Annotated in this window: 24 protein-coding genes; 13 read left to right on the top strand and 11 right to left on the bottom strand. The window is 76.7% G+C overall.

What is annotated here, in order from left to right; all coding sequences use genetic code 11:
• Window positions 1-54 precede the first annotated feature (54 nt).
• Together BUE37_RS22630 and BUE37_RS22625 are read left to right on the top strand one after the other, a co-directional pair.
• Window positions 55-2379 (top strand): diguanylate cyclase domain-containing protein, encoded by a 2325-nt coding sequence (locus BUE37_RS22630; protein WP_217651360.1) that lies wholly within the window; start codon window positions 55-57, stop codon window positions 2377-2379.
• Window positions 2380-2460: 81 nt separating this feature from the next.
• Window positions 2461-3786 carry a sodium/calcium exchanger protein gene (locus BUE37_RS22625; protein ID WP_217651359.1) on the top strand — a complete coding sequence of 442 codons (1326 nt, stop codon included), beginning with the start codon at window positions 2461-2463 and terminating at the stop codon, window positions 3784-3786.
• Here BUE37_RS22625 and BUE37_RS22620 read toward each other — a convergent pair.
• From BUE37_RS22620 to BUE37_RS22595, 6 genes are all read right to left on the bottom strand, one after another.
• On the bottom strand, window positions 3755-4393 hold the full coding sequence (locus BUE37_RS22620; protein WP_073422721.1) for a DinB family protein: 639 nt from the start codon (window positions 4391-4393) through the stop codon (window positions 3755-3757). The genes BUE37_RS22625 and BUE37_RS22620 overlap by 32 nt on opposite strands.
• A 12-nt stretch (window positions 4394-4405) precedes the next feature.
• The gene (locus BUE37_RS22615) at window positions 4406-5206 is read right to left on the bottom strand and encodes a TrmH family RNA methyltransferase (protein WP_083629042.1); all 801 of its coding nucleotides are present in this window, start codon (window positions 5204-5206) and stop codon (window positions 4406-4408) included.
• Window positions 5207-5303: 97 nt separating this feature from the next.
• Complete coding sequence (rplT, locus tag BUE37_RS22610; protein WP_073422720.1) at window positions 5304-5690, bottom strand: 50S ribosomal protein L20; 387 nt, start codon at window positions 5688-5690, stop codon at window positions 5304-5306.
• Window positions 5691-5725: 35 nt separating this feature from the next.
• On the bottom strand, window positions 5726-5920 hold the full coding sequence (gene rpmI / locus BUE37_RS22605) for a 50S ribosomal protein L35 (protein WP_073422719.1): 195 nt from the start codon (window positions 5918-5920) through the stop codon (window positions 5726-5728).
• Window positions 5921-6020: 100 nt separating this feature from the next.
• Window positions 6021-6623 (bottom strand): translation initiation factor IF-3, encoded by a 603-nt coding sequence (gene infC / locus BUE37_RS22600; RefSeq protein ID WP_073422718.1) that lies wholly within the window; start codon window positions 6621-6623, stop codon window positions 6021-6023.
• A 290-nt stretch (window positions 6624-6913) separates the two neighbouring features.
• Window positions 6914-7426 carry a PH domain-containing protein gene (locus BUE37_RS22595; protein WP_073422717.1) on the bottom strand — a complete coding sequence of 171 codons (513 nt, stop codon included), beginning with the start codon at window positions 7424-7426 and terminating at the stop codon, window positions 6914-6916.
• Between the two features lie 132 nt (window positions 7427-7558).
• On the opposite strand from BUE37_RS22595, the gene BUE37_RS22590 reads away from it, so the two are divergent.
• The 4 genes from BUE37_RS22590 to BUE37_RS22575 all read left to right on the top strand — a co-directional run bounded on the left by BUE37_RS22590 (window position 7559) and on the right by BUE37_RS22575 (window position 12096).
• Complete coding sequence (locus BUE37_RS22590; protein WP_073422716.1) at window positions 7559-8608, top strand: MBL fold metallo-hydrolase; 1050 nt, start codon at window positions 7559-7561, stop codon at window positions 8606-8608.
• A gap of 93 nt (window positions 8609-8701) precedes the next feature.
• A complete protein-coding gene (locus BUE37_RS22585; protein ID WP_073422715.1) occupies window positions 8702-9433 on the top strand; it encodes a GAF and ANTAR domain-containing protein in 732 nt (243 codons plus the stop codon).
• Window positions 9433-10890 (top strand): PP2C family protein-serine/threonine phosphatase, encoded by a 1458-nt coding sequence (locus tag BUE37_RS22580; protein ID WP_083629040.1) that lies wholly within the window; start codon window positions 9433-9435, stop codon window positions 10888-10890. The genes BUE37_RS22585 and BUE37_RS22580 overlap by 1 nt, the downstream gene beginning before the upstream one ends.
• 48 nt (window positions 10891-10938) lie before the next feature.
• Window positions 10939-12096: a uroporphyrinogen-III synthase gene (locus BUE37_RS22575; protein WP_245794894.1), complete on the top strand. Its 1158-nt coding sequence runs from the start codon at window positions 10939-10941 to the stop codon at window positions 12094-12096.
• A 51-nt stretch (window positions 12097-12147) separates the two neighbouring features.
• On the opposite strand, the gene BUE37_RS22570 is transcribed toward BUE37_RS22575, so the two are convergent.
• Window positions 12148-13533, bottom strand: coding sequence for a nitrate/nitrite transporter (locus BUE37_RS22570; protein ID WP_073422714.1), 1386 nt, complete (start codon window positions 13531-13533; stop codon window positions 12148-12150).
• A 148-nt stretch (window positions 13534-13681) separates the two neighbouring features.
• Here BUE37_RS22570 and BUE37_RS22565 point away from each other — a divergent pair, with 148 nt between their 5' ends.
• From BUE37_RS22565 to BUE37_RS23535, 4 genes are all read left to right on the top strand, one after another.
• Window positions 13682-14473: a hypothetical protein gene (locus BUE37_RS22565; RefSeq protein ID WP_245794892.1), complete on the top strand. Its 792-nt coding sequence runs from the start codon at window positions 13682-13684 to the stop codon at window positions 14471-14473.
• A 158-nt stretch (window positions 14474-14631) separates the two neighbouring features.
• A complete protein-coding gene (locus tag BUE37_RS22560) occupies window positions 14632-15147 on the top strand; it encodes a SigE family RNA polymerase sigma factor (protein WP_073422712.1) in 516 nt (171 codons plus the stop codon).
• Window positions 15135-16550, top strand: a complete 1416-nt coding sequence (locus BUE37_RS23540; protein WP_073422711.1) for a hypothetical protein — start codon at window positions 15135-15137, stop codon at window positions 16548-16550. Before BUE37_RS22560 ends, BUE37_RS23540 begins: the two co-directional genes overlap by 13 nt.
• Window positions 16547-16969, top strand: coding sequence for a hypothetical protein (locus BUE37_RS23535; protein ID WP_073422710.1), 423 nt, complete (start codon window positions 16547-16549; stop codon window positions 16967-16969). The genes BUE37_RS23540 and BUE37_RS23535 overlap by 4 nt, the downstream gene beginning before the upstream one ends.
• Before the next feature lie 4 nt (window positions 16970-16973).
• Here BUE37_RS23535 and BUE37_RS22545 read toward each other — a convergent pair whose 3' ends face one another.
• Window positions 16974-17762, bottom strand: coding sequence for an AraC family transcriptional regulator (locus BUE37_RS22545; RefSeq protein ID WP_073422709.1), 789 nt, complete (start codon window positions 17760-17762; stop codon window positions 16974-16976).
• A 50-nt stretch (window positions 17763-17812) separates the two neighbouring features.
• On the opposite strand from BUE37_RS22545, the gene BUE37_RS22540 reads away from it, so the two are divergent.
• Window positions 17813-18313 carry a DUF2000 domain-containing protein gene (locus BUE37_RS22540; protein WP_083629037.1) on the top strand — a complete coding sequence of 167 codons (501 nt, stop codon included), beginning with the start codon at window positions 17813-17815 and terminating at the stop codon, window positions 18311-18313.
• A 74-nt stretch (window positions 18314-18387) separates the two neighbouring features.
• On the opposite strand, the gene BUE37_RS22535 is transcribed toward BUE37_RS22540, so the two are convergent.
• From BUE37_RS22535 to BUE37_RS22525, 3 genes are read right to left on the bottom strand one after another with little or no spacing between them, the layout of a single operon-like run.
• On the bottom strand, window positions 18388-18795 hold the full coding sequence (locus tag BUE37_RS22535) for a Rieske (2Fe-2S) protein (protein WP_073422708.1): 408 nt from the start codon (window positions 18793-18795) through the stop codon (window positions 18388-18390).
• Window positions 18792-21323 (bottom strand): nitrite reductase large subunit NirB, encoded by a 2532-nt coding sequence (nirB, locus tag BUE37_RS22530; protein ID WP_073422707.1) that lies wholly within the window; start codon window positions 21321-21323, stop codon window positions 18792-18794. The genes BUE37_RS22535 and nirB overlap by 4 nt, the downstream gene beginning before the upstream one ends.
• The gene (locus tag BUE37_RS22525) at window positions 21323-23923 is read right to left on the bottom strand and encodes a molybdopterin oxidoreductase family protein (protein WP_073422706.1); all 2601 of its coding nucleotides are present in this window, start codon (window positions 23921-23923) and stop codon (window positions 21323-21325) included. The genes nirB and BUE37_RS22525 overlap by 1 nt, the downstream gene beginning before the upstream one ends.
• Before the next feature lie 145 nt (window positions 23924-24068).
• On the opposite strand from BUE37_RS22525, the gene BUE37_RS22520 reads away from it, so the two are divergent.
• Both BUE37_RS22520 and BUE37_RS22515 read left to right on the top strand, forming a co-directional pair.
• Window positions 24069-24875 (top strand): TetR/AcrR family transcriptional regulator, encoded by an 807-nt coding sequence (locus tag BUE37_RS22520; protein WP_245794890.1) that lies wholly within the window; start codon window positions 24069-24071, stop codon window positions 24873-24875.
• Between the two features lie 95 nt (window positions 24876-24970).
• Window positions 24971-25637: PRC and DUF2382 domain-containing protein (locus tag BUE37_RS22515; RefSeq protein ID WP_073422705.1), on the top strand; the 667-nt coding region annotated here is incomplete at its 3' end.

Below are 25637 nucleotides of genomic sequence, written 5' to 3'. Positions count from 1 at the left end.
CGCGTGACCCTCCCCTCACAGGCACCGGCGCCCGGCGACACGGTGACCGACACCGTGGCTGACGTCGTGTCCGCCGCGCTGCTCGACGACGCCATCCGCGGCGTCCACAGCGTCTTCCAGCCGATCGTGGAGCTCGACACCGGACGGGTGGTCGCCTACGAGGCGCTCGCCCGCGGCCCGGTCGGCCCGCTGGAACGGCCCGACGCCCTCTTCGCGGCCGCCCGCGCCGCCGGCCGGCTGGCCGAGCTCGACGAGGCGTGCCGCGCCGCCGCCTTCCGCGGCGCCGTCGACGCCGCCCTCGTCGCCCCGCTGACGGTCTTCGTCAACGTGGAGCCCGAGGTGCTCGACACCGCCCCGCTGGCCGACCTGCTGGCCATCGCCGAGCGGGCGCCCGGCCACGTCCGGGTCGTCATGGAGATCACCGAGCGGGCGATCGCCGCCCGCCCGGCCGAGCTCCTGCGCACGGTGGAGCGGGTCCGCGAGCTCGGCTGGTCGATCGCCGTCGACGACGTCGGCGCGGAGTCGATGTCACTGGCGTTCCTGCCGCTGCTGCGCCCCGACGTGGTGAAGCTCGACCTGCGCCTGGTGCAGGAGCGCCCCGGCCCGCAGATCGCCGAGATCATGAACGCGGTCAACGCCTACGCCGAGCGCAGCGGCGCCGTCGTGCTGGCCGAGGGCATCGAGGACGAGCGCCACCTGCGGACCGCCCGCGGCCTCGGCGCCACCCTCGGCCAGGGCTGGCTGTTCGGCCGGCCCGGCCCGGGTGCCGCGCCCGGCCTGACCGTCGGCGAGCTGGCGCTGCCCGGCGCCGGCGCCCCGGCCGGCGCGCTCGGCGCGGTGTCGCCCTTCGCGTGCCTGCCCGACGGCACGCCGCTGCGGCGGGCGCCCAAGGCCCTGCTCATCGAGCTGTCCAAGCAGCTGGAGCGGGAAGCGATGCGGCTGGGCGAGACCTGCGTGGTCGCCTCGACGTTCCAGGAGGCGCGCCACTTCACCGTCTCCACCACCCAGCGCTACCGCGACCTGGTCGCCCGCACCGGCTTCGTCTGCGCCCTGGGCGAGGACCTGCCGGTCGAGCCGCTGCCCGGCGTGCGCGGCGCCCACCTCGACCCGGCCGACCCGGTGCGCGGCGAGTGGGACGTGGCCGTCCTGTCCCCGCACTTCAGCGCGGCCCTGCTCGCCCGCGACCTCGGCGAGGACGGTCCCGACCTCGAGCGCACCTTCGAGTACGCGCTCACCTACGACCGCGACACGGTGTCGGCCGCGGCGCAGTCGCTGCTGTCGCGGGTGGCCCCGCGGGTCGGCCCCGTCGCCGAGCTGCCGGCGCACGCGCCGGCCGCGGCCGCCCCGTCGGGCCGGCCCGCCGGCGGTCTCGCCGTCGGCACCACCAACGCCGAGGTGCTGCTGCGCCGGGCGCTGGAGGCCACCCCCAGCGGCGTGACCGTGGTGGACATGCGGCTGCCCGACCAGCCGATCGTCTACGCCAACGCCGCCTTCCGGGAGCTCGCCGGGCTGTCCGCGCAGGACATCCTCGGCCGCAACTGCCGGCAGCTGCAGAGCCCCGACGCCGACCCCGCCGCCGTCGCGCGGATCCGGGCCGCCGTCGCCGCGGGCGAGTCCTGCCGCGAGACGGTGCTCAACGTGCGCGGCCCCGAGCGGACGCCGTGGTGGAACGAGCTGCACCTCGCGCCGGTGCACGACGCCGACGGCACCGTCGTCCAGTACATCGGCGTGCAGGTGGACGTGACCGCCCGCGTGGAGGCCGAGCGGGCCCTGGTGCGCGAGCGGGACCGCACGTCGGCGGCGCTGGCCCGCATCCAGGAGCTCGCCTACACCGACCCGCTCACCGGCCTGCCCAACCGGCGGCGCCTGGAGGAGCAGGTGGAGGCGGCGATCTGGGAGGCCCGCGCCCGTGGCGACGCCCTCGGCCTGCTGTTCGTCGACCTCGACGGGTTCAAGGCGGTCAACGACGCGCTCGGCCACGCCGCCGGCGACGAGCTGCTGCAGGTGGTGGCCGGCCGGCTGCGCGACCGGGTCCGCCGCCGCGACCTCCTGGCCCGGCTCGGCGGCGACGAGTTCCTCGTCGCGCTGCCCGACCTGCACCCGGAGACCGCGGCCGCCGAGGCGGCGCGGGTCGCCGAGGAGCTGGTGGCCTCGATCCGCCGTCCGGTGCCGCTCCTGGGCACCGAGGTGACGGTGGGCGCGAGCATCGGGGTGAGCGTGTGCCCGGCTGACGGCGTGGTGTTCGCCGACCTGCTGCACCGGGCCGACCTGCGGATGTACGAGCGCAAGGCCGCCTCGCGCGGCGCGGTGGCCCGGGCGGCCACCGCGCGGGCGGCGGCCGCGGCGGTGCCACCGCCGGCGGCGCCCGTGCTCGGCTGACCGGGGAGGGTCCGGCCGGGCACGGGACGGAGGGGGACGGCGCGGTCGCGCCGTCCCCCTCCGCGCGTTTGGATGGCGCGCGTGCCCGCTCCCCCGCGCCGCCCGCCCACCCCCCTCCTGGCGGCGGCGCTGGTGGCGCTGCCGGGCACGTACCTCGGGGCGGCGGCGTACCTCGGCCTGCCCGCCCCGGACCTGGCACCGCCGCTGCAGGCCCTGCTCTACGGGACGGCGATCGTCGGCGCGGCGTTCCTGCTGTCGTGGGCCGCCGAGGCCGCGCAGGTCGACATCAGCGCCGGCCTCGCGCTGGCCCTGCTCGCGCTGCTGGCCGTGCTGCCGGAGTACGCCGTCGACTTCGTCTTCACCTGGACGGCCGGGACGACGGTGGGCGAGATCGGCTCCTGCACCCCCCCGGACGGCGGCGAGGACGCCTGCGCGCTGGCGCTGGCCAACATGACCGGCGCCAACCGGGTGCTGGTCGGCGTCGGCTGGCCGCTGGTGGTGCTGGTCGCCGCGGTCGTGGTCGCCCGCCGCCGCGCGGCCGGTGACCCCGCCGCCCGGGACGTGCCCCGCGGCGAGGTCCGGCTGTCGCCGGCGATGTCGCCCGAGGTCGTCTTCCTCGGCATCGCGACCCTGTACTCGCTGCACCTGCCGCTGCGGACGAGCCTCACGATCGTCGACGCCGTCGTGCTGGTGACGGTCTTCGTGCTCTACGCCCGCCGGCTCGCGCAGGCCCCGGCCGAGGACCCCGACCTGATCGGCACCTCGCGCTGGATGGGCGAGCAGCCGCAGCGCCGGCGGCGCGCCTGGGTGGGCGGCGTGTTCGCCGTCGCGGCGCTGGTGATCCTCGCCTGCGCCGAGCACTTCGCCGAGTCGCTGGTGGAGACCGGCACGACGCTCGGCGTCGACGAGTTCCTGCTCGTGCAGTGGGTGGCGCCGCTGGCCAGCGAGGCGCCCGAGCTCATCGTCGCCTGCCTCTACGCCGCGCGGCTGCGCGCCTCGGACTCCCTCGGCACCCTGCTGTCGAGCAAGGTCAACCAGTGGACGCTGCTCGTGGGCACGATCCCGGTCGTCTTCGCGCTGAGCTCGACGTCGTTCTCCGGCCTTCCGCTGGACACCCAGCAGCGCACCGAGCTGCTGCTCACCGCCGCCCAGTCGCTGTTCGCCGTCTCGCTGCTGGTCGGCCTGCGGCTGACCGCCGGCGGCGCGGCGACGCTGTTCGTGCTCTTCGCCGTGCAGTTCGCCGGCAGCATCCTGCTGCCCGCCGACACCGACCGGGTGCTGGTCCTCGTGCTCTCCGGCGTCTACGTCGTGCTCGCGCTGGCCCGCTTCGCGCTGCGCGCCCGCACCACCCGCCGGCTCGCGCGCGACGGCACGGTCACCCCGTACGCCGAGCTCGAGCCGGCCTGACCCCGGCTCTGCTGACCCCGGGTTCCCGGAAGGCCGTCGCGGCCTCCTCGACCGTCGCGACGTAGGCGGCCCGGGCGGCGTCGCCGTCGCGGGTGAGGTTGCCGTTGTCCCGGCGCAGGCCGGCCGCGCCGTCGAGGCCCTCGCGCAGCACGTCGGCGTGGCCGGCGTGCCGCGCCACCTCGGCCAGCACGTGGACCAGCAGCGCGTGCAGCGTGGGGTGGCGGCGTTCCTCGGGCCACCACGGCACCTCGCCGGTGGCGTCCAGCGGGAGCGCGGCGACGGTGGCCTCCGCGTGCGCGGCCACCCGGGCGGAGAGCGCGAGGACGTCGGCGCGGGACTCGTCGGCGCGCACCCACAGGTCGTCGTCGTCCCCCGCGCCGGGGTCGTCCCAGACCATCGGCTCGGGGAACGGCCGGCCCAGCACGCCGCCCAGGTAGCCGGCCTCCACGCAGGCGAGGTGCTTCACCAGGCCGAGCAGGTTGGTGCCGGTGGGCGTCAGCGGCCGGCGCACGTCGTACTCCGAGAGCCCGTCGAGCTTCCAGAGCAGCGCCTCGCGGGCGGAGGTCAGGTAACGCAGGAGGGTCGCCTTGGCCGCGTCGTCGTCCACCCGGGCAGCCTGTCAGCCCTGGGCGAGCTGTGTGGCGTAGAGGCAAATGGCCGCGGCGGCGGCCAGGTTGAGGCTCTCGGCGCGGCCGCGCATCGGGATCCGCACCCGGGCGTCGGCGGCCGCGGCCAGCTCCGGCGGCACGCCGCGCGCCTCGTTGCCGAACAGCCACAGCACCGGCCCGGCGAGGACGTCGCCCAGCCCGTCGAGGGAGGCCTCCCCCCCGCCGTCGGCGGCGAGCACGGTGATCCCGCGGGCCCGCAGGTCGCCGACCAGCGGCTCCAACGGCGCGCCCCGGACGACGTCGAGGTGGAACAGGCTGCCCGCGCTGGACCGCACGGCCTTGCCGCCGTAGGGGTCGGCGGACCCCGCGCCGAAGACCACCGCGCCCGCGCCGCAGGCGTCGGCGGTGCGCAGCACGGTGCCGGCGTTGCCCGGGTCGGCGAGGCCGGCGAGGGCCACCGCCAGCGCCGGCGGGTCGGCGGCGAGCCGCCCGGCGGGCAGGTCGCGCAGGGCGCAGACGGCGACCAGGCCCTGCGGCGTCACGGTCTCCGACAGCGACGCCGCGGCCCTCTCGGTGACCAGCCGGACGGGGACGGCGGTGCCGGCGAGCAGGTCGCGGTGCGCGGCCGCGGCGGCCTCGGTGGCGAAGACCTCGCGGACGGCGTCCGGGTCGGACACGGCCAGCGCGAGCGCCTCGCTCACGGCCTGCCGGCCCTCGGCGAGGAAGGCGCCGGCCTCGTCGCGGCCGGCCCGGCGGGTGAGCTTCCGCGCGGCGGCAACCCGCCCGGAGCGCTCGGTCAGCAGCTCGCTCACGTCGTCGTCCTCCCCTGTCGCACGGACCCCGGACACACCGACGCCGCCGGCGCCGGCCCCGGGGGACCGGACGCCGGCGGCGTCGGGAGGCGGAACGTCAGGCGGCCTGCTCGCCACCGGCCGGAGCGGCGGCGACGGCGGCGCGGGCGGTCTCCACCAGCGCGGCGAAGGCGGTCGGCTCGTTGACCGCGAGCTCGGCGAGCACGCGGCGGTCGAGCTCGATGCCGGCCAGCTTGAGGCCCTGCATGAACCGGTTGTAGGTCATGTCGTTCTGACGCGCGGCGGCGTTGATGCGGGTAATCCACAGCTTGCGGAAGTCACCCTTGCGCACCTTGCGGTCGCGGTAGTTGTAGGTGGCCGAGTGGAGGATCTGCTCCTTGGCCTTGCGGTACAGGCGCGAACGCTGACCGCGGTAGCCGCTGGCGGCCTCGAGGGTCGTCCGGCGCTTCTTCTGGGCGTTGACCGCCCGCTTCACGCGTGCCACGTGAGTACTCCTTGTTCGTTACGGGAGGCGGGGGCTCAGATGCCCAGCAGCTTCTTGACGGCCTTGGTGTCGGCGGGGCTCAGGACCTGGTCCTTCTCCAGCCGGCGCTTGCGCCGCGAGGACTTGTGCTCGAACTTGTGCTGGTTGTTGGCCTGCTCGCGCATGATCTTGCCGGTGCCCGTCACGCGCACCCGCTTGGCGGTGCCCTTGTGGGTCTTCTGCTTCGGCATGTCCTCGTCGTCCTGTTCGTGGGTGTCGGCGCCGCGCGGCAGCGCGGGGCTGCCGCGACGGCGCCGGCCGTCTCGGTGGTGCGGTCCTGCGGTGCGCCGGTCAGGCCGTCGGGGTCTGACCCTCGGCGGCCCGCTCGGCCTTGGCCTGACGGCGGGCGCCGTCGGTCGCGGCCTGGTTCCGGTGCGGGGCGATCACCATGACCATGTTGCGGCCGTCCTGCTTCGGGTTGGACTCGATGACGCCCAGTTCGGACACGTCACCGGCCAGCCGCTGCAGCAGGCGGTAGCCCATCTCCGGGCGCGACTGCTCGCGACCGCGGAACATCACGGTGATCTTGACCTTGTCGCCCGCCTTGAGGAAGCGCTCGACGTGGCCCTTCTTGGTCTCGTAGTCGTGCGGGTCGATCTTCAGGCGCAGCCGCATCTCCTTGATGACGGTGAGCGCCTGGTTCCGCCGGGCCTCGCGGGCCTTCTGGGCGGACTCGTACTTGAACTTCCCGTAGTCCATCAGCTTGACGACCGGCGGCCGGGCCATCGGCGCGACCTCGACGAGGTCGAGCTCGGAGTCCTGCGCCAGGCGCAGCGCCTCGCCGATCGGCACGATGCCGACCTGCTCGCCCTCCGGTCCGACCAGGCGGACCTCGGGGACGCGGATACGGTCGTTGATACGGGGCTCGGTGATGGCCTCTCCTCTGCAGTTCACACGGGAGGAGCCGCCCTCCGGGACCGGAGACGACGAGGGCCCCGTGAGCGGTGTGCTCACAGGGCCCGTCTCGCCGGTACCGCCCCGGCCCACGGATGGGCCGGGTACGTCGCGGGACGCCGGCCGGGGCGGGCCGGCGTCTCGCGAACCGGTGACCTGAGCGCCTCGGCGGCGCCAGGTGGGAGCGGGCTCCTCTTGGGTCAGCGGCCCGGGGCGGGGCCGCTGGAGTGGTTCACGCGCCTCGTGTAGCGGGGAGGCACGCTCATGCTACAGCGTCCGGGACCCCCGGGTCATTCCCGGGCCTCCCACTCGTAGAGCAACGGGCCGGTGGCGGGCTTCGGATGGGCCGCGCGGTGGGCGGCGAGCAGCGCCCGCAGGCCCTCGACGGCGTCGAGCGCGCGCTGCCGGTCGACCGCCTGGACGGCGAGGACGGCGACCTCGTCGTCGTTGGTGAGCTCGAGGCTGGCCCACGAGGAGTGCCGGTCGAACCGCACGGCCCGCACCCGGTCCCAGCCCAGCTCGTGCTTCACCAGCACGTTGCGCACGCGCACGCCGTCGGCGTCGGCGTCGACCCGGGACGCGCCGGCCAGCATCACACCGCCCCCGACGAACAGGCCCAGGCCCACGACGGCGACCTGGTCGACCAGGCCGAAGGTGACCACGCCGGTCGAGGACTCGGTGAGCAGCACCGCGACGACGACCATCACGGCCACGACGACGGCGGCGGCGACCGCGCAGATCAGCCGCAGCCGGCGCGGCGTGGCGGACACGGGGACGGCGGGCGGCGTCGGCACGGGTCCCATCCTCCCAGCCCGGCGGCCCGGTGCGGTGGCAGAGTGCCGGGCGTGGAGGGATCCGGCATGGTGGGGACCGGCGTGGGAGGGACCGGCGGAGGAGCGACCGGCGGAGGAGCGACCGGCGGAGGAGCGACCGGCATGGAGGTGACCGGGCCCGCGCAGCAGGCGGCGTGGCGGGAGCGCACGGTGCCGGGCGTCGAGCGGGTGCGCCCCGGGCTGTGGTCGGTGCCGGTGCCGCTGGCCGGCCCGCTGCGCTGGGTCAACGCCTACGTCCTGGAGCTGGCCGGTGGCGGGCTCGGGCTGGTCGACACCGGCTGGGACGCCGACGACAGCTGGGCGGCGCTGTGCGCGGGCCTGTCGGGCATCGGCGCCGGCGTCGCCGACGTCCGCGGCGTGCTGGTCACCCACATGCACTTCGACCACGTGGGGCTGGCCGCCCGGGTGCGGGAGGCCTCCGGCGCGTGGATCGCGATGCACCCGGCCGACGCCCGCGGCCTGGCCTCGCTCACCGGGCGGGCGCCGGAGCTGTCCACCGAGACCGAGGTGGCCTTCCTGGTGGGCCTGGGCGCGCCGGAGGCGGACGCCCGCGCCGACGCCGGCACCCCGGAGCAGCGCGCGCAGTGGCACCGGCTGGCCCGGCCCGACCGGCTGCTGGAGGACGGCGACCGCGCCGACCTGCCCGGCTGGTCGCTGCGCGCGGTGCACACGCCCGGGCACACCGCCGGGCACCTGTGCTTCGCCGACGAGGACACCGGCCTGTTCTTCGCCGGCGACCACGTCCTCCCCCGCATCAGCCCCAACATCTCCACCCACGCCGGGGGCCTCGCCGACCCGCTGCGCGAGTACCTCGTCTCGCTGGAGGCGGTCGGCGCGCGGGAGCCCGCCGAGGTGCTGCCCGGCCACGAGTGGCGCTTCCGCGGCCTCGGCGCGCGCACCCGCGAGCTGCGCGCCCACCACGAGCGGCGGCTGGCCGAGCTGCTGGCCGCCGTCCGCGAGCACCCCGGCAGCACGCCCTGGGACCTCGCCGCGCACCTCACCTGGTCGCGCCCGTGGTCGGAGTACGCGCGGCGGATGCGCATCTTCGCCGTCACCGAGACCGACGCGCACCTGCGGCTGCTGGCCAGCCGCGGGCTGGTGACCGGCGACGGCGGCGCGGTGCCCACCTGGACGGCCGCGACCCTGCGCTGAGCCGCGGCCCCGCCGCGGCACTAACCTCCGGGGGCGGACCACGTCCACCCAGAGCCGGTGCCGAGGTGGCCGCACTCCTGACGAGGTGCACCCATGCGCCCTGACGCGTCCCCGCACCTCCCGCTGGCCGACGAGCTGTCGGTGGTCTTCGCCCGCATGGCGGGCCTGCTGCTGTCCGAGGAGACGGTCGCCACCTCGCTGGGGCTGCTCAGCGCGCTCGTCCTCGAGACCGTGCCGGGGGCGGCCGGCGCCGGGGTGTCGATCGTCGACGAGCAGGGCCGCCGGTCCGCGGGCGCCACCGACCGCCGGGTCGAGCAGGCCGACGCCCTCCAGTACGAGCTGGACGAGGGGCCGTGCCTGGCCGCGGTCGCCGGCCGGCAGCTCGTGCGGGTCCCCGACCTGGCCACGGAGACCCGCTGGCCCCGCTGGGCGGCGGGGGCGGCGCGGCTCGGCCTGACCGCTGCGCTCAGCGCCCCGCTCGTCGCCGGGGAGCGGACGCTGGGGGCGCTCAAGGTCTACGCCGACACCCCCGGCGTCCTCGACGCGCACACCGAGCGCCTGGTGACCATGGCCGCCGCGCAGGCGGCGATCCCGGTGGCCAACGTGCAGCACCGCGAGCGGGCCCGCCGGGCGAGCGACGAGCTCCGCAAGGCGCTCGCCGCCCGCGACCTCGTCAGCACGGCCAAGGGCGTGCTGATGGCCCGGCACGGGATCAGCGAGGAGGCCGCCCTGGGGATGCTGGTCGCCCGCTCCGGCGGCGAGGCCGGGACCCTCCGGCAGGCCGCGCGCACCGTGGTCGACTCCGCCGTCCGCCGGCGCCGCTGATGGAGCGGTCCGGCCCCGTCCCGCCGTCCGAGCAGCTGGCCGCGCTGCGGGCGGCCAAGGCGGTGGCGGGTCTCGACGACGAGCAGCTGTGGGTGCGGTACTTCTCGCTCGGCGGGAACGCCGACCTCATGGCCGTCGAGGCCCACCTCGGCGGCGTCCTCCCGCTGCCGCCCGTCGACGGCGACCTGCTGGCGCTCGCGGTCAACGAGCGGCTCGACGAGTTCGTCACCGCCCGGCGGGTCCCCTACACCCGCCCGCAGTACCGCCACCGGCCGACCACCGGCCCGCTGGCCGCCCTGCTGCAGCTGCTGGACACCGCGAGCACGGCCTCCCCCGACCGGCTGCCCGCCCTCACCGCCGACGCCGGCCGGATGCTGGGCGTGGAGGTCGTCGTGCACGTCGTCGACCACCAGCAGCGCCGGCTGTGGCGGCTGCCGTGCGACGACGAGCCCGCCGGGGAGCCGATCGCCGTCGAGGGGACGCTGCCCGGCCGCGTCTTCCAGACGGGCACCCCGCTGCCGTCGGAGGGGCACGGCGCCCCGCGGCTGTGGGTCCCGCTGGTCGACGGCGCGGACCGGCTCGGCGTCCTGGAGGTGCAGGTCGGCAGCGCGGCCGAGCTCGAGGACCCCGGCCTGCGCGCCCAGTGCCGCTGGCTGTCCTCCCTGGTCGGCCACCTGGTCACCTCGATGGGCCCCTACGGCGACGCGCTGGAACGCGCCCGGCGCACGGTGCGGCGGTCGGTGTCGGCCGAGCTGATCTGGCAGCAGCTGCCGCCGCTCACCGCGGCCTCCGAGCAGTTCGTGCTCGCCGGGCTGCTGGAGCCGGCCGAGGACGTCGGCGGGGACGCCTTCGACTACTCCCTGTCCCGCGAGACCGTCTCGATGGCGGTGTTCGACGCGATGGGCCACGGCCTGCCGGCGGGGCTCATCGCCGCCGGCGCGCTGGCGGCCTACCGCAGCGTGCGCCGGGACGGGCGCAGCGTCTTCGAGCAGGCCCTCGCCGTCGACGAGGTGGTCGCCGCGACGTTCCCCGCCAGCTCCTTCGCCACCGGCGTCCTGGCCGAGCTGGACACCGGCTCCGGGCGGCTGCGCTACGTCAACGCCGGCCACCCCCCGCCCCTGCTGCTGCGCGACGGCCGGGTGGTCAAGGAGCTCGGCGGCGGGCGGCGGGTGCCCTTCGGGATCGAGGCCGGCGGGGTCACCGTCGGCGAGGAGGTGCTCGAGCCCGGGGACTGGCTGGCCGTCCACACCGACGGGGTCACCGAGGCCCGGGACGCCTCGGGGGCCTGGTTCGGCGAGGAGCGGCTCGTCGAGTTCCTGACCCGGGCGTCCGCCGCGGGACACCCGCCGCCGGAGACGGCCCGCCGGCTGATGCGGGCCGTGCTCGACCACCAGGGCGGCGTGCTGCAGGACGACGCCACCGTGCTGCTCGCCTGCTGGGACGCCGGGCGTCCCTGAGCCCGGGGCCGACACATGCCCGCAACGCCGACCCGCCACCATGGTGCGGTGACCGCTCCCCAGCCCGACCCGGCTCCCGCGGACGCATCACCGGCCGACGCCCCGCCGGCCGGTGCACCGGCCCCGCTGGCCGGGTACACCGTGGCCGTCACCGCCGCCCGCCGGCGCGAGGAGCTCGGCGCGCTGCTCGACCGCCGCGGCGCCCGGGTGGTCTACGCGCCGGCGATCCGGATCGTGCCGCTGGCCGACGACGCCGAGCTGGTCGCGGCCACCGAGGCGGTGCTGGCCGCGCCGGTCGACCTGGTGGTGGCGACCACCGGCGTCGGGTTCCGCGGCTGGCTGGAGGCCGCCGAGGCGTGGGACCTGCCGCTGGTGGAGCACCTGCGCACCGCCCGCGTGCTCGCCCGCGGCCCCAAGGCACGCGGCGCGATCCGCGGCGGCGGGCTGGTCGACGCGTGGTCGCCGGCGTCGGAGTCCTCGGCCGAGGTGCTGGAGCACCTGCTCTCCGGCGCGGAGGGACCGCTGGAGGGCCGCCGCGTCGCCGTGCAGCTGCACGGCGACCCGCTGCCGGACTTCGTCGAGGCGCTGCGCGCCACCGGCGCCGAGGTGCTCACCGTGCCGGTCTACCGGTGGGTGCTGCCCGACGACGTCGCGCCGCTGCGCCGGCTGGTGACGACGGTGGTCGCCCGCGGGGTCGACGCCGTCACCTTCACCAGCGCCCCGGCCGCGGCCAGCCTGCTGTCGGTGGCCGCGGAGATGGGGCAGCACGACGCCGTGGTGGCCGCGCTGACCGGCGGTGTCCTGCCGGTCGCCGTCGGCCCGGTGACCGCGGGCCCGCTCGAGGCGGCGGGCGTGGCCACCGTGCAGCCCGAGCGCTCGCGGCTCGGCGCGCTGGCCCGCGAGGTGGTGGCCCGGCTGCCCGAGCGCGACCCGGTGCTCGACGTGGGCGGCGCCCGCCTGCAGGTGCGCGGGTACGCCGCGGTGCTCGACGACCGGCTGGTGGAGCTGCCGCCCGGCTCGATGGCGGTGCTGCGGGCGCTGGCGGCGCGTCCGGGCGCCGTCGTCGCGAAGGCCGACCTGGTGCGCGGGCTGCCCGGCGGCGGGGACGGGCACGCGGTGGAGATGGCGGTGACCCGGCTGCGCGCGGCGCTCGGGCCGGGCCTGGTCGAGACCGTCGTCAAGCGCGGCTACCGCCTGGCCGTGTGAGCGTGCACGTCCGCGGAGATGCCCCGTGCACCTCCGCGGACGTGCGCGGTCCTACACCCCCGCCATGCGGGACGTCGGGCGCAGGTACACCGCCCAGGTGACCAGTACGCAGACGGCGTAGAAGCCGATGAACACCAGGTAGGCGGCGTCGCCGCTGCCGGTGGTGAGGAACGACTGGCGGAACGCGAGGTTCACCAGCACCCCGCCGAACGCGCCCACGGCGCCGGCGATGCCGATGAGCGCCCCGGACATGCGCAGCGCGTGCCGGTCGGCGGCGGCCGGGTCACCGCCGGCGGCCACCGCCTGCTGCGCCTGGGTGCGGAACACCGCCGGGATCATCTTGTAGGTCGACCCGTTGCCCACGCCGCTGAGCACGAACAGCAGCACGAACCCGACGACGAACAGCGGCAGCGACCCCACCCGGCTGGCGGTGAACACGACGGCGGCGCCGGCCGCCATCGCGATGAACGTCCAGAAGGTGATCCGGGCGCCGCCGAAGCGGTCGGCCAGCGAGCCGCCGAGCGGGCGCACGAGGCTGCCGAGCAGCGGGCCCAGCCAGGTCAGCGACGCCGCGGCCAGCGGGGTGGCGAAGTCGGCGGCGAACTGGTTCTGCAGCACCTGGCCGAAGGCGAACCCGAAGCCGATGAACGAGCCGAACGTGCCGATGTAGAGGAACGCCATCACGTAGGTGTGCGGCTCGCGGGTGGCCTCGCGCATGGCCCGCGGCTGGTTGCGCGCCGTCGTCAGGTTGTCCATGAGCAGGGCCGCGCCGACGGCGGCGACCACGATCAGCGGGACGTAGACCAGCAGCACGACCCGTGGGTGCTCCGCCCCGGCGGTGGCCAGCACGAGCAGGCCGACGAGCTGCACCACCGGGACGCCGAGGTTGCCGCCGCCGGCGTTGAGGCCGAGCGCCCAGCCCTTGAGCCGGTCGGGGTAGAAGGCGTTGATGTTGGCCATCGAGCTGGCGAAGTTGCCGCCGCCGACGCCGGCGAGGCAGGAGACGACCAGCAGGGTGGAGTAGGAGACGCCGGGCTCCAGGACGACGGCGGTGGCGACGGTGGGCACCAGCAGCAGCGCGGCGCTGACGATCGTCCAGTTGCGCCCGCCGAAGGTCGCGACGGCGAATGTGTAGGGCAGCCGCACGAAGGCGCCCAGCGCGGTGGGCAACGTGGTGAGCAGGAACTTGCCGGCCGGGTCGATGCCGAACACCGGCTCGGGCAGGAACAGCACGAGCACCGACCACAGGCTCCAGACCGAGAAGCCGACGTGCTCGGAGAACACCGAGAAGAACAGGTTGCGGCGGGCGACCCGTTTGCCGGTGCTCTCCCAGAACTGCGGGTCCTCGGGGCGCCAGTCGTCGATCCAGCGCCCGCCGCGCGGCGGGCTCGGCGGCGCGGGGGCGGTCGGGGGCGCGGTGCGGGTGGGGGCGGCCATGGGGCGGAAGCGTCGCGGGCCGCGGTTTCCCCGCCGTCGCCGTCACGGGGAACTCCTGTTCCGATCTGCTCACCGCCCCTGCCCCGCTGTGGTGAGGCGGCCGCCGCCGGGCCGACACGCGGCGCCCTGCTCGGCCATGATCGACGGCGTGGAGCAGCGGGAACGGGCGCCGGGTCGCGCGCTGGTGGAGGCCGGCGAGCTGGTGGCCGGGTCGATGGCGCGCGGCGCGGCCGGGCTGCTGTTCGACCCGGCGCCGGCGCGGGTGCGCCTGGACGCGGGGCTGGCCGCCTGGCTGCGGCGCACCGCGGACGCGGCCGACACCGAGCCGCCGTCCCCGGCGTCGACCCGCGGCCGCTGCCGCGCCGGGGCCGCCCTCGCCTTCGCCACCGAGCTGTCGGTGACCCGCGCCGCCCAGGGCCGCACCGTGCGCACCGACGCCTACCTGCTGCCGGGCCCGGGCGAGCGCGCGCCGGCCGACGAGGTGGGCGAGGCGGTCCTGCTGGCCGCCCGCGCCACCGCCGAGGAGTGGCGGGTGCGCCACCTCGGCTACCTGCTCGCCGAGGCCGCCGTCTCCCCCGACCTCGACCCCGCCGTCGTGCACCGCGGGCTGCGGTTGGCCACCGGGCTCACCGGGCGGCAGTGGGTGCTGCTGGCCGCCGTCGGACGGCGCGAGCGCGTCCCGCTGCCCATGACGCCGGTGCCGCAGGACCCGCGCGGCTGGACGGCGTGGGGCGCCCTGGAGGACCTGGCCGAGCTGCAGCGCGACGGCCTGCTCGACCCGCCGCCGGCCACCCCGCGCCCGGGCGGCGCGGCGCTCCCCCGGCTGCGCCCGGCCGACCTGCGGCTGACCCGCCGCGGCGTGCTGGTGCACCGGCTGCTGGCGCTGGACTTCGTGCGGGACCGGGCGGTCGCCGACGCGCTCGCCGACCTGGCCGGCTGACCCGCCGCGCTCCTACGCTCGCGCCGCGACCGCCGTCCCCGCCGTGCCCGGCGGCGCGGGCAGCGGCGGTGATCGTGACCGTCCCGTGACCCGCCGCTGTGGGTCCGCCGGGGGCCCCGCCGCGTGTAGAGGGTGACGGCGACCGGCGGGAGGCACGGGTGGGCAGCGAGGACACCTGCTTCGAGTCGTTCGTGTCCCGCGAGCAGGCGGGGCTGCTGCGCCTCGCCGTCCTGCTGGCCGGCGACCGCGGGCACGCGGAGGACCTCGTGCAGACCGCCCTGCTGCGCACCTACCGGCACTGGGACCGCGTGGCCGGCCGCGGCGACCCGACGGCGTACGTCCGCCGGGCCGTGGTCACCGCGCACACCAGCTGGCGGCGCCGGCTGTCGACCGGCGAGCAGGTGGTCGAGTCCGTGCCCGACCGGGCCGGACCGGCCGACGAGCGCGACGGCGACGAGGAGCTGCGCGCGGCACTGCGGACGCTGCCGCCGCGGATGCGCGCCGCCGTCGTCCTCCGCTACTACGCCGACCTCTCCGAGCAGCAGGCCGCGCAGGCCATGGGCTGCTCCGCGAGCGCGGTCAACACCCAGACGACCCGAGGGCTCGCCCGGCTGCGCGCGCTGCTGACCGCGCCCGTGCCCGTGCCCGGGGAGGGCTCCCGATGGACGACCTGACCGACCGGCTGACCCGGCTCGCCGAGCGCACCGCTCCCCCGCCGCGGGAGGACCTCGCCGCCGCGGTGGTGGCGCGGCACCGGCGCGACCGGCGGCGGCGCACCGGCACCGCCGCGGTCGCCGTCGCGGTGGCGGCCGTGGTGGTCGCGGTGCCGGTGGTCGTGCGCGGCGGGGACGACCCCGCCCCGGCGACCGGCGTGGCCGCGCCCGGGTCCGTCCCGGACGGCGTGCTGGACGGGCCTCCCCGCGGCTCGCTGGCCGGCGACGCCGCCTTCGTCGAGGGGGTGCGGCGGCTGCCGTGGTCGGGCGACGCCGCCGGCGTGCCCGAGCCCGCCCTGGACGGCCGGCGCGTCGTGTTCGCCGGGGAGGTCGCCGGGCAGCGGTGGGCGCTGGTCGCGGCCCCGAACGGCGACCAGCCGGCCCCGCTCGTGCCCGACCCGGAGCTGGAGACCGACCTCGGCGCGCGCGGCGGAACCGTCGCCGCGTGGTTCACCGGCCCGGCCGGAGCGGCCCCGGAGCAGATGGCGGTGCACGGCCTGCCGCGCGTCGTCGACCCCGCCCAGCCGCTGGCCTCGGCCGATCCGGTCACCGGCGCGGTGGTGGTCGTCACCGAGCCGGGCGACGTGGTCAGCGTCTCGGAGCGGCCCGAGGTCGCCGCCGACGGCACCGCCTCCCGCACCTGGGCCCGCGTCGACGCCCCTGACGGCGTCGCGCTGGTCGACCGCGGGCCCTCGCCGCTGCCCTCCGACGCCGCCTACCGCTACCGCGTCGAGCGCGACGGCACCGAGGTGATCACGACCATGCCGGACACGCCCTGGAGCCAGTTCACGCAACCGGAGCTGGACGTCGCCTGGGCCCGTCCGCAGCCGGCGGCGGCGCCGGGCGACCAGGTCCTGCGGGCCGAGATGGACGCCCTGCTCGCGCGCACCGGGCTGGGCCCGGACGACGTCGCCTTCTCCGTGCTGTGGGCCGGTGACGTGCCCGCGCCGACCGTCGGCACCGCCCGGCTGGCCGTCTTCACCGCCACCCTGCCGTCGGGCGCGGTGTACGTGGGGACGACGGCCGGGGTGGCCGTCGACCGCACCGGCAGCGCCGGCTGGACCTGCGGCTCGGAGCTGCGGGCCGCAGGCGACGGCGACCGGGTGGTGGCCGCGGTGTGCGACGTGACCGACGCGAGCGCCGACTCGCCGGTGCTGCCGACCCTGGTCGTCGTGGCCCCGGCCGGGACGGCGTCGGCGCGGCTGCTCGACACGGCCGGCGGCGTGCTCGGCGAGGTGCCGCTGGTCGACGGCGTCGCGGCGGTGGGGCCTCCGCCGGACGGGCTGGCCTCGGTCGAGACCCTCGACGCGGCGGGCGCGGTGCTCGAGCGCGCCGAGCCGCTCGGGGAGGCGCTGCTCGAGTGAGGACGCCGCTGCTGCTCACCGCCCTCCTGCTGGCCGGCTGCGCGGGGGCGCCCAGCGGCCCGGACGGCGCGGTCTGCCCCGCGATCGGGTGGACCAACGGGCTCCGCGTGGAGCTCGCCGGCGACTGGGGCGAGCCCGCGCCGGCGTCGGTCCGGGTGGCCTGCGCGGGCGGGTGCGGGCAGGTCGTCCGCCAGGACGCCGACCCCGTGCCGCGCGCGGAGGTCACGGCGGAGGTGACCGGCTCGACCGCCGGCGTCCCGGTCGACATGACGACGCCGGACTCGGCCGTCGTCACCGTGCTCGCCGCCGACGGCACCGTGCTGGCCGAGGAGGAGCGCGACCTCGACTGGGTGCGGGTCGGCGGCAGCGCGGCGTGCGGCGGGCCGATGGAGGCCGCGGTCGAGGTCGCCGCGCCCTGAGCGCTCAGGCCGAGCGGGCGTAGGCGGCGGGCGTCGTCGCCAGCATCCGGCGGAAGTGCCGGGTCAGGTGCGCCTGGTCGTGGAAGCCGACCGCCTGGGCGACGTCGGCCGGCGGCATCCCGGCCAGCAGCAGCCGCCGGGCGCGGTCGACCCGCCGCCCGGTCAGGTAGCGGTGCGGCGGGAGGCCGTGCCGGCGGGTGAAGGCCCGCACGAGGTGGGTGGCCGAGACGCCGAGGTCGGCGGCGGCCGCCTCCAGCGGCAGGCCCTCGACGAGGCGGGCGTCGAGCAGGTCGCGCAGCCGGTCGGCGACGCGGTCGTCGCGGACCGGGTCGGGCGGGGTCACGGCGCGGTCGAGGTGCCGGCCCAGCCGCTCGACGACGAACGCCAGCCGGCTGGCCGCCTCGAGGTCCTCGGTCGCCGGCGTGAGGGCGGCGTGCAGCCGGGACACCCGGTCGCGCAGCACGGGGTCGGCGAACGCCGGCCGGTCGACGGCGCGGCCGACGCGCTCCTCGCCGAGCGTCGCCGGCTCCAGGTACAGCACCCGCTTGCGGAAGCCGCCGGGGAACTGCGAGCGGCCGTCGTGCGGGACGCCGGGCGGCAGCAGCGTGACGGCGGCCGCCGAGGCGCCGTGCGGGTGGCGGTCGAGGTCGTAGCGGACGGCGCCGTCGTCGACGAGCAGCAGCGTCCAGGCGTCGTGGGTGTGCGCCGGGTAGACGTGGTCGGTGAACCGGGCGTGGAACACCTCGGTGAGCCCGGGGACCGCCGGCCGCCAGGCGACGACGTCGGCTGCCACGTCAGGAACGTACAAGAACCGGGCCACCCGCCGGCCCGACGCTGGGGGGCATGGAGACCAGCACCGTCGAGGACACCGCCGTCGAGGAGAGCGCCGCCGTCGAGGAGAGCGCCGCCGTCGAGGAGACCGTGGACGTCGGCCCGCCGTGGCCGACCAAGATCGCCGTGGTGCTGCGGGAGGGGCTGCTGCCGTGGCAGGAGTTGAACGTGACCGCGTTCCTGTCCAGCGCGGTGGCCGCCGCGGTGCCCGAGCTCATCGGCCGCCCGTACGAGGACGCCGACGGCACCGCCTACCTGGCCATGTTCCGCCAGCCGGTGCTGGTGCTCACCGCGTCGGGCGAGGTGCTGGCGCGCGTGCGCACCCGGGCGCTGGAGCGCGGGCTGCCGACGTCGCTGTTCACCGCCGACCTGTTCGCCACCGGCGGCGACGCGGAGAACCGGGCCGCGGTGCGCGCCGTCGCCGGCGCCGAGCTCGACCTGGTCGGCCTGGCGCTGCACGGGCCGAAGAACGCCGTCGACAAGGTCACCAAGGGCGCGCGCATGCACGGCTGAGGACGGTCCCCCGTCGTCCTGTGCACGCGGCGCGGTCCCGGGCTCCCCCGGACCGCGCTGCGTGCACACGTCGCTCAGACCTCCACGACGAGCAGGCCGTCGGTCTCGCGCACCGGGTACAGCGTCAGCCGGCCGACGCCGCCCGTCGAGGTGCCGTCGCTCCAGCGGAACCCGTAGAGGTGCAGCGGGCAGACGAGCACGTCGGGGTCGGTCTGCCCGTCGGCCAGGGGCCCGCCGGCGTGCGGGCAGGCGGCCTGGGTGGCGTGCAGCGAGCCGTCACGCAGCCGGAAGACGGCGACCTGCACGCCGCCGGCGACGAACGCCCGCCCCTCCCCCGCCGGCACGTCCTCCGCCCGGCCGACGACGTGCGCCCGGGCGGCCGGCGCCGGGGCGGTCCCGGGGACGGCGACGTCGGTGGCCGGCGACCCGAGCGCGGTGCCGGGCGTGGTGGGCGCGGCGGCCTCCAGGTGCGGCGCGCTCACCGGACCGGCACCTGCGGCAGCGGGACCAGCGGCAGCGACGTCGCGAACTGCCCCGGCGTCGCCGGCGTGCGGCCGTCCTGGCCCCACGGGTCGGTGTAGGCGTCGACCGAGCGCTGCATCGCCGCGTCGAGGTCGGCGCAGATGCCCTCGGCGTCCTCCAGCAGCACGCGCTGCAGGTGCTCCAGGCCCACGCGCGGCACGAAGTCGTAGGTGCGCTCGAGCCAGTGGGCGTTCTCCCGGTAGTACTGCAGGAACCGGCCGGTCAGCTCGATCACCGCCTCCGGGGAGTCGACGGTGGCGAGCAGGTCGCCCTTGCGCACCGTCGCCCCGGCCGCGCCGCCGACGTACACCTCCCACTTCCCGTTGCCCACCGCCACGACGCCGACGTCCTTCACGTACGCCTCGGCGCAGTTGCGCGGGCACCCCACCACGGCGAGCTTCATCTTCGCCGGGCTCTCGATGCCCTGGAACCGCGTCTCCAGGTCGATGCCGAGCTGCGTGGAGTCGCCGAGGCCGAAGCGGCAGAAGTCGCTGCCCACGCAGGTCTTCACCGTCCGCATGCTCTTGCCGTAGGCGTACCCCGACGGCATGCCGAGGTCGTCCCAGACCGCCGGCAGGTCCTCCTTGCGCACGCCGAGCAGGTCGATCCGCTGGCCGCCGGTGACCTTGACCATCGGCACCTCGTACTTCTCCGCCACCTCGGCGATCCGCTTGAGCTGCGCGGGCGTCGTCACCCCGCCCTTCATCTGCGGGACGACGGAGAACGTGCCGTCGCGCTGGATGTTGGCGTGCACGCGGTCGTTGACGAACTCGGCGTCCTTCTCCCGCACGAAGTCCCTGCCCCAGACCGTCTTGAGCAGCGAGGTGAGGGCCATCTTCGAGCGGGCGTCCTCCTTGCCGCCCGGCGCGAGCGCGGCGAAGACGGCCGACACGCTGCGCAGGTCCCGCTCCCGGACGGCGGCCACGAGCGCGGGCTTGGCCAGCGGGATGCCGGGGACGTACCAGGAGGCGGCCGGGTCCTCGGTCACCTCGCCGTCGGCGGCCCACTCCACGACCTGTTTGACGAGCGCCTTGCACGACCCGCAGCCCTTGCCGGCGCGGGTGCGGTCCATGACCGCGCCGACGCTGCCGCAGCCGTCGGCCACGGCCCCGCAGATGGCGCCCTTGGTCACGCCGTTGCAGTTGCAGACCTGGGAGTCGGCCGGCATCTCGGCGACGCCGACCTCCTCCTTCCCGTCGGAGAGGTCGACCAGCAGCCGGATGCGCTCCTCGGGGAGCGCGGTGCCGCGGTCGAACACCTGGGTCAGGTGGGCGACCTTGCGGGTGTCGCCGAGCAGGGTCGCGCCGACCAGCCGGTCGTCGCGGATGACCACCGACAGGTGCACGCCGCGGCGGGGCTCGGAGATGACGAGGAACTCGTCGGAGTCCCGCTCGGGGGCGCTCACGCCCATGGTGGCGACGTCGACGCCGGCCACCTTGAGCTTCGTCGCCGTCCGGCTGCCGTGGTACTCCGCCGTCGGGTCGGTGCCGGTGAGCACGTCGGCGAGCACCCGCGCGTGCTCCCAGGCGGGCGCGACCAGGCCGTAGACCGAGCCGCGGTGCTGCGCGCACTCGCCGATGGCGTAGACGTCGGGGTCGTCGGTGCGCAGCTGGTCGTCGACGACGACGCCGCGCTCCACCTCCAGCCCCGACAGCAGCGCGACGTCGGTGTGCGGGCGGACGCCGGCGGCGACGACGAGCAGGTCGCAGTCCAGCCGCCGCCCGTCCCGCAGCAGCACCCCCTCGACGGCGTCGGTGCCGAGCACCTCGGTGGCCAGCACGTCGAGGTGCACGGTGATCCCGAGCGCCTCGACGCTCCGCTTGAGGATGGCGCCGGCCTCCGCGTCGAGCTGGGCGTTCATCAGGTGCGGCATCGCGTGCACCAGCTCGACGGCCAGCCCGTGGCCCTGCAGCGCGCGGGCGGCCTCCAGGCCGAGCAGCCCACCGCCCAGGACGACGGCGCGCCGGCAGCGGCGGGTGGCGGCGAGCATGTCGCGGGTCTCGTCGAGGGTGCGGAAGCCGTACACGCCGGGCAGCAGGCCGCCGTCCTCCCGCCGGACGCCGGCCATGGGCGGGATGAAGCTGGAGCTGCCGGTGGCCAGCACGAGGTGGTCGTAGGCGGTGGCCGTGCCGTCGGCGGCGTACACGAGCTTCGCGGCGGTGTCGATCCGCTCCACCCGGACGCCGGCGCGCAGGGTGATGCCGTTGTCGGCGTACCAGTCGTGGCTGTTGAGGACGATGTCGTCCTCGTGCGTCTCCCCGGCCAGGACCGGGCTGAGCATGATCCGGTTGTAGTTGCCGTGCGGCTCGTCGCCGAACACGGTGACGCGGAACTGCTCGCCGCCGCCGCGCTCGAGCACCTCCTCGACGAACCGGGCGCCGGCCATCCCGTTGCCGACGACGACGAGCCGCGCCCGGGCGTCGTCGAGCTCGTCGTCGACCGCGATCGTGGTCAGCCCCGCGGGGCGGCCACCGAGGACCGTCCCCATCAGACCTCCACCAGGCCCAGGTCGACGACGAGCTCGCCGGTGACGCCCTCGGGGGCGGCGGCGTGCAGCTCGACGACGGTGCCGCCGGGCAGGTCCTCGACCACCCGCAGCGGCACGTGCACGTCGCCCTTGGCGCCGATCGGGAACCAGCGCACCGGCTCGCCGTCGCGCACGAGCAGCACGTAGACCAGCTCGGGGGTGGAGTTGCCGCCGCGGAAGTACAGCGCCTGGGCGGTGGCGCCGGCGGGCACCTGGTAGCGCAGCGCGGGGTCGACCGGGCCCGGCTTGGCCAGGCCCTCCCCGGTCAGCGGGAACACGCCCTGCAGGAATCGGGGGCTGCTTCTCACGGGTTGGCTCCTCCTCGGGCTGCGGGACGGGGACCGCGGGGCGGGCGGGGTGGGTCGGACGTGCGGGCGGGGCGCGGGCTGGCCGGCGTCGTCCGGCGCCGGGAGGCGCTCGGCGGGGCCGCCGACCCGGGTGACGGCGACCGCGCAGACCTTGAACGCGGGCATCCGGCTGACGGGGTCGAGCGCGGGGTCGGTGAGCGCGTTGGCGCTGGACCCGCCGCCCCAGTGGAAGGGCGCGAAGACCGTGTCGGGGCGGATCGTGTCGGTGACGGCGGCGGCGAAGCGGGCCCGGCCGCGGCGGGTGGCCAGCTCCACGACGTCGTCGTGCGCGATGCCGAGGCGGCGGGCGAGGTCGGGGTGCAGCTCCGCGCGCGGCATCGGCGCCACCAGCTGCAGGCTGCGGGTGCGCCGCGTCTGGGTGCCCGACTGGTAGTGGGCGAGCACCCGGCCGGTGGTGAGCACGTACGGGTACTCGTCGTCGGGCCGCTCGTTCGCCTCGACGTGGTGCACCGGCACGAACCGCGCGCGGCCGTCGGGGGTGGCGAAGCGCTCGGTGAACAGCCGCGGGGTGCCGGGGTGCGCCGGCCCGTCGTCCGGGGTGGCGGGACACGGCCAGAACACGCCCTGCCCGGCGTCGATGCGGTCGTAGGTGATGCCGGAGTAGTCGGCCGCTCCCCCGGCGCTGGCCCGGCCGAGCTCGGCGAAGACGGTCTCCGGGTCGGCGGAGAAGCCTCGGGCGCCGAGCCGGCGCGCCAGCTCCGCGAGCAGGGCCAGGTCGTCGCGGACGCCGTCGGGCGGGTCGAGCGCCCGCCGCCGGCGGATGACCCGGCCCTCGAGGTTGGTCATCGTCCCCGACTCCTCCGCCCACATGGCGCTGGGCAGGACGACGTCGGCGAGCTCCGCGGTCTCGGACAGGAAGAAGTCGCTGACGGCGAGGAAGTCGAGGTCGCCGAGGCGGCTCATGACACGGCGGGCGTCGGGTGCGGAGACGGCCACGTTGGAGGCGAGCACCAGCAGCGCGCGGACGCCGCCGTCGGTGCCGAGCGCGTCGAGCAGCTCGAAGGCGCTGCGGCCCGGCAGCGGCAGGTCGGCGGGGTCGACGCCCCAGACGGCGGCGACGTGGGCGCGGTCGGCCGGGTCGGCGAGCCTGCGGTAGCCGGGCAGCTGGTCGGCCTTCTGCCCGTGCTCGCGGCCGCCCTGCCCGTTGCCCTGGCCGGTCAGGGTGCCCCAGCCGCTGCCGGGCCGGCCGGGCAGGCCGAGGGCCAGCGCCAGGTTCAGCCACGCCGTCGCGGTGTCGGTGCCCGAGCGGTGCTGCTCGGCGCCGCGGGCGGTGAGCACGACGGCGTTCCCCGCGCGGGCGAGGGCGGTGACGGTGCGGCGCAGCTGCGCGACGGGCACGCCGGTGATCCGCTCGACCCGGTCGGGCCAGTAGGACGCCACCGCGTCGCGCACGGCCTCGAAGCCGGTGGTGCGCGCCGCCACGTACGCCTCGTCGACCAGCCCCTCGGCGACCGCCAGGTGCAGCAGCCCGTTGGCCAGCGCGAGGTCGGTGCCCGGCAGCGGCTGCAGGTGCAGGCCGGCGGCGCGCGCGGTCGCCGTCCGGCGGGGGTCGACGACGACGTGCAGCGCGCCCCGCGCCCGGCCGGCGTCGAGGTGCTGCATCGCCGGCGGCATGGTGTCGGCCGGGTTGCTGCCCACCAGCACGACCACGTCGGCCCCGGCGAGGTCGGACAGCGGGAACGGCAGCCCGCGGTCGAGGCCGAGCCCGCGCACGGCCGCGCCGGCGGCCGAGGACATGCAGAAGCGGCCGTTGTAGTCGATGGCGCTGGTGCGCAGTGCGACCCGGGCGAACTTGCCGAACTGGTAGGCCTGCTCGTTGGTCAGCGACCCGCCGCCGAAGCAGCCCACGGCGTCGCGGCCGTGCTCGGCCTGGGTGCGCCGGACCGCGGCGACCACCCGGTCCAGCGCCTCGTCCCAGGTCGACTCGACCAGCGGGCTGGTGCGGTCGCCGGGCACCGCGCGCACCAGCGGGCGGGTGAGCCGCTCGGGGTGGTCGAGCAGCTCCGGCGCCGACCAGCCCTTGGCGCACAGCCCGCCGCGGTTGGTCGGGAAGTCCAGGGGCACGAGGGTCGCGGGCCGGTCCCCGGCGGTCACCGCCATCCCGCACTGCAGTGAGCAGTACGGGCAGTGCGTCTCGGTCGTCCGCGTGCGCGGGCCGGCCGGGACGGCGCTCGGGACGGGGCCTGCGGACACGCCCAGGAGCGTCGCGGGCGGCGGTTTCCCCGGGGCGGCAGCGACGTCAACCGTTCGTTCCGGAGACCTCACCGGTGGTCCCCGGTCGCCGTGCGGCCCGGGACGGAGGGGAGGATCGGGGTGCCGGCGACGCGAGGAGGTGTCCGTGGACGGCACCGACGACACGATCCCGATGCGTCGTCCCGACCCCGACTCCCCCGAGGGGCGGGCGGGCGCGGCGACGGTGGTCCCCGCCGGACCCCCCACCGGCGTGCGGGCGCCGCTGGACCGGCGGCGCATCCTCGGCGCGGCGATCGCCTTCATCGACCGGCACGGGCTGGCCGCCCTGACCATGCGCCGGCTGGGCGCCGAGCTCGGCGTCGAGGCGATGGCGCTCTACCGCTACGTGCCCGGGCGCGAGCAGCTGCTCGACGGCGTCGTGGAGACCGTCATCGACGAGCTCTACGGCGACCCCGACGTGCACATGGAGGCCGCCGGCGGCTGGCAGGACTACCTGCAGCGGCTGGCGCACGGGGTGCGGCGCATCGCGCTGGCCCACCCGGAGGTCTTCCCGCTGGTGGCCACCCGCCCGCCGGCCGCGCCCTGGGTCCGCCCGCCGCTGCGCAGCCTGCGCTGGGTGGAGTCCTTCCTGACCGCCATGACGGCCAGCGGCTTCTCCGCCGAGGCCGCCGTCGCCGCCTACCGCGCGTACTCGAGCTTTCTCCTCGGACACCTGTTGTTGGAGGTGTCGCAGAAGGGGGTACCGATCAACGCGGAGGACGAGTCGGAGGGCGTGCCCGGCACCGGCACCGACCTCTCGCAGTACCCGCTGGTGGTGGAGCTCGAGGACCTGCTGTCGCGCGACGAGTCGGCGGCGGAGTTCGAGGAGGCGCTGGAGAACCTCCTGGAACGGCTGGAGGGCGTGCGGCGGCTGGGCCGGGTCCCCGGCGACGAGAACGGGTTTACGTCGTAAAGCGGCGGGGCATCCCCAAGTCGGCCCGCTGACCCCCGGTGCACCGCCGAGAGCGGGAGCGGGCCGTCCCCGAACCCCTTCCGCGAGGAGCACACGTGATCTCCGACCAGCAGATCAGCGACGTCATCGGCAGCACCGCCATGGGCCCCGACGGCAAGCACGGCACCGTCGGCGAGGTCTACCTCGACGACGAGACCGGCCGCCCCGAGTGGGCGACCATCCGCACCGGCCTGTTCGGCACCAAGGAGGCCTTCGTGCCCCTGGCCGACGCCTCCGTCTCCGGCGGCGAGCTGCGCCTGCCCTACGACAAGAGCCGCGTCAAGAACGCGCCGCACGTCGACGTCTCGGGCGGGCACCTGTCGCCGCAGGAGGAGCAGGAGCTCTACCGCTACTACGGCCTGGGCACCTCCGGCACCACGACCGGACAGGGCATGACGACCGGTACCACCGGCCAGGCGATGGCGACCGGCACGACCACGCAGACCACCGGGACCACCGGTCGGGACCGCGACGGCGACGGCACCTACGACGACGTCCGCGGCGCGGTCGGCCACGACACCTCCGGCCCGACCACCGACAACGCGATGACCCGCTCCGAGGAGCACCTCAACGTGGGCACCCAGCGGGTCGAGGCCGGTCGGGCGCGGCTGCGCAAGTACGTCGTGACCGAGAACGTGACGCAGACCGTGCCGGTCTCCCACGAGGAGGTCCGGGTCGAGCGCGAGCCGATCACCGACGCCAACTACGGCAACGCCATGGACG

Origin of the sequence: Geodermatophilus nigrescens, assembly GCF_900129495.1 — a bacterium.
In the GTDB taxonomy this organism is placed as follows: domain Bacteria; phylum Actinomycetota; class Actinomycetes; order Mycobacteriales; family Geodermatophilaceae; genus Geodermatophilus; species Geodermatophilus nigrescens.
Note: the sequence above shows the minus strand (reverse complement) of the source record. Positions and strands in the feature narration are given on the sequence as shown.